A 2,843-nucleotide genomic window follows, 5' to 3' on the forward strand; every position below is an offset into this window, starting at 1 on the left:
CTTACAGGAAGCACCTAAGTTCATTCTATAATAGATATAATTCAACATTGTAAGCTGATAACGTGGAGGGCTTACTCTCTTTGAAGCGTTGCGAAGGAAAATAATCGTAAGATTAGCGGTTATATAACTTTACTTTATATCAGTGAAAGTGGTGGCACAGTACCGTTGAAGCGTGTAATGAACGTGGAGGGATAGCCACTAGACTAATGAAGAATTACTTAATCATGCTTGGCATATCTTTATCGGTTAATAAGGTTCTCGTGAGACTAAAAGAGGTTCACCTTCCAAAGGAGGCACCGACTTATTGAAACGGAAGAATTGAGACGTAGAAGGTATTTTGATATCAGAAGTGTTGATGATTAATTGAATTGGATTAGTTGGAACGCCGTATGCGGTGAAAGTCCCACGTACGGTGTGAACAGGGGGGAAAAGCTTGCGATAATTTCAAAGGCTTACCTATCTGTATGAACAAGATATTTTAAAATTAAATTAATAAAATGAGTGAATTGCAGGAGTATTTGCATAAAGTTGACTACATAATCGAGTGAGAGAATCGCTTGCTACATGTTGACTAATCCAGATACATAAGCAGCTAAATCTTTTGCTACTTTTACGTTTTACAAAACCTGTCTCTTGTTCAAGTTGTTGAATAATATGTGGAGATAGATATCGCTGTAATTTCAGCGAATAAATGAAACTCATCTTGAATCGAAAGATTCATACAAAAACGCCATCCTTTCTGTATATTTCTACAAAAAGAATAGCGTTTTTTTTCATTACATGGATACAAATTTATATTATTTTGATAGTGATGGGGCGAGACTCCATTATGTTAATTCGATAATATAATGTCACAATTGACAAAACACGCGATGGTGTTATAATGTTACATTGCTATATAGGTAATAAAATATCATTTTTATCGATAAGGATGTGGAATTATGAAACAACATAATGAACAAATAAATGGAAAAGATCAAAAAATTAAAGTTGAACGTGTACAAACTGGCATTAGGATGGAAAAAAGAATGGTAAAAGTTTTAAAAGCCATGGCAGAGTATCACGATATTTCACTAGGCGTTCTTCTTGAAAGAATGGTTCTTCATGCTTTTGAAAACAAACCTGTGTTTAGCCAAGAGAGTCTTGAAAAGGTTAAAGCTATAAAAGAAGTTTATGATATGGATTATGGTTTAGAAGTAAGCCGTAAGTGGAATAATTCGGAAAACTAGAATGATTTATTTTTAAATACAGTATCATCTAGATTTTTTGTAAACTATCCGTGAAGTAAAGAAGCTAAATAAAATTATCAGGAGCGATATTAAATGAAATTTAGTACATTAACAATATTTGACAATTATCCCGATCAATCATCCCGAACTCCTAGACAATTCTATAATGAGGTATTGGAGCAAACCGTTCGGGCTGAAGAAATGAATTTTGACGGGGTATGGTTTGCAGAACATCATTTCTCAGATTTTGGTATTAATCCCTCTCCAGCAGTTCTACTCGCTGCGGTATCTCAAAGGACGAATAGAATTCGTCTTGGTGTGGGTGTTTCAGTACTTCCATTACACAACCCTATACGAGTTGCTGAAGATTATGCGATGGTTGATCTTTTATCAAACGGAAGATTAGATTTGGGGTTAGGTAGTGGATATGCACAGAAGGAATTTGATGGTTATAATATTTCATTGGAGGACAAAACTGAGCGTTTTAACGAGTCTCTAGAAGTGTTACGTAAGGCATGGTCAGGCAAGCTTTTTTCTCATCAAGGGAACTTTTTTCAATATAAAGACCTTAAGCTTAATGTTCAGCCAACACAAGATCCGTTTCCGCCTCACTGGATTGCAACCTCTAGTGAAAAAGGTGTTAGTCATGTTGCTAGTATGGGAGACAATTTCATGGGGCTTGGGTTTAGTAAATCACGAGATGAATTAGCAAAGCTGATTGATACTTACAAGAATACGTATCTAAAGTCAGGATACGGTAATCCAGAAGAGTTGGAAATCCCTGTTGCATTTCATGTTCATGTTGGTGAAACATATGCAGATGCTGAATCTAATGCAAAAGATCCTTATCAACTATTTATGAATACTCCGCGAGGGACGAATATCTCATATGAAGACCTTAAACATAAATTCAATCCAGTAATAGGAAGTCCTGATGAAGTTATTAAACAAATTCAGTCCTACAGGGAAATAGGTGTTACGAATTTTATGGCAGTAATGAATTTTGGTGGATTAGAACATCATAAAGTGCTTTCATCCCTAGACTTATTTGGTAAGTATGTAATTCCTGCATGTAAGTGAAAAATTGATAGGACAAATTACACTTCACAAAAGCTGATTTTATTTAATCCCACTGGAAATTAATAGCTTAATAAATGAATTTAGCATATAAATTTCATATTTGATTGCTCCCCAAAACAAGAATTTTGTACATTTTTACTCCTGAGATGTCGATTTTACTGTTTTAGGTGTACTAGCTTGATGGACATGGGGCGGGACCTCATAAAGATAAGAATAAGCATAATGATATTTTACAATTTTATACAAAAAAAAGAAATGGAAGAACAAGGAATTGAAGTAGGAATTTTAGAATGGAAAGAAAGAAAGAAAGAAAGAAAGAAAGTTGAATGAAGGCATACTTGGTTTTGGATGGTACTAATAATTGTATGATTAAACTTCGTTTCAAAACAGTTGGTTTCTTTCTGTATAAAATCAGCGTTTGCAACTTACTTTTAATCGAACTTTATTAAAAAGCTACCACTACCGTCGCATGAATTTTAACTGAAATTTCAGATTTATTCTTCCGCCTTTTTAGAGTAAAAACGAAGACATGTA

The 2,843-nt window shown here is 34.2% G+C and carries 2 protein-coding genes and 1 pseudogene; 2 read left to right on the forward strand and 1 reads right to left on the reverse strand.

The features are described 5' to 3' along the window. Positions 1-498: 498 nt before the first annotated feature. Positions 499-721, reverse strand: a pseudogene (locus AMS59_RS24020) (IS4 family transposase); the annotation flags it as partial. Between the two features lie 220 nt (positions 722-941). Between AMS59_RS24020 and AMS59_RS02975 the strand changes: the two are divergent. After that, entirely contained in the window at positions 942-1,229 is a 288-nt protein-coding gene (locus AMS59_RS02975) for a hypothetical protein (protein WP_053482270.1), read from the forward strand. 93 nt (positions 1,230-1,322) lie between these two features. Continuing rightward, complete coding sequence (locus tag AMS59_RS02980; RefSeq protein WP_053482271.1) at positions 1,323-2,309, forward strand: LLM class flavin-dependent oxidoreductase; 987 nt, start codon at positions 1,323-1,325, stop codon at positions 2,307-2,309. Positions 2,310-2,843: the final 534 nt, after the last annotated feature.

Origin of the sequence: Lysinibacillus sp. FJAT-14745 (assembly GCF_001275675.1) — a bacterium.
In the GTDB taxonomy this organism is placed as follows: Bacteria; Bacillota; Bacilli; order Bacillales_A; family Planococcaceae; genus Lysinibacillus.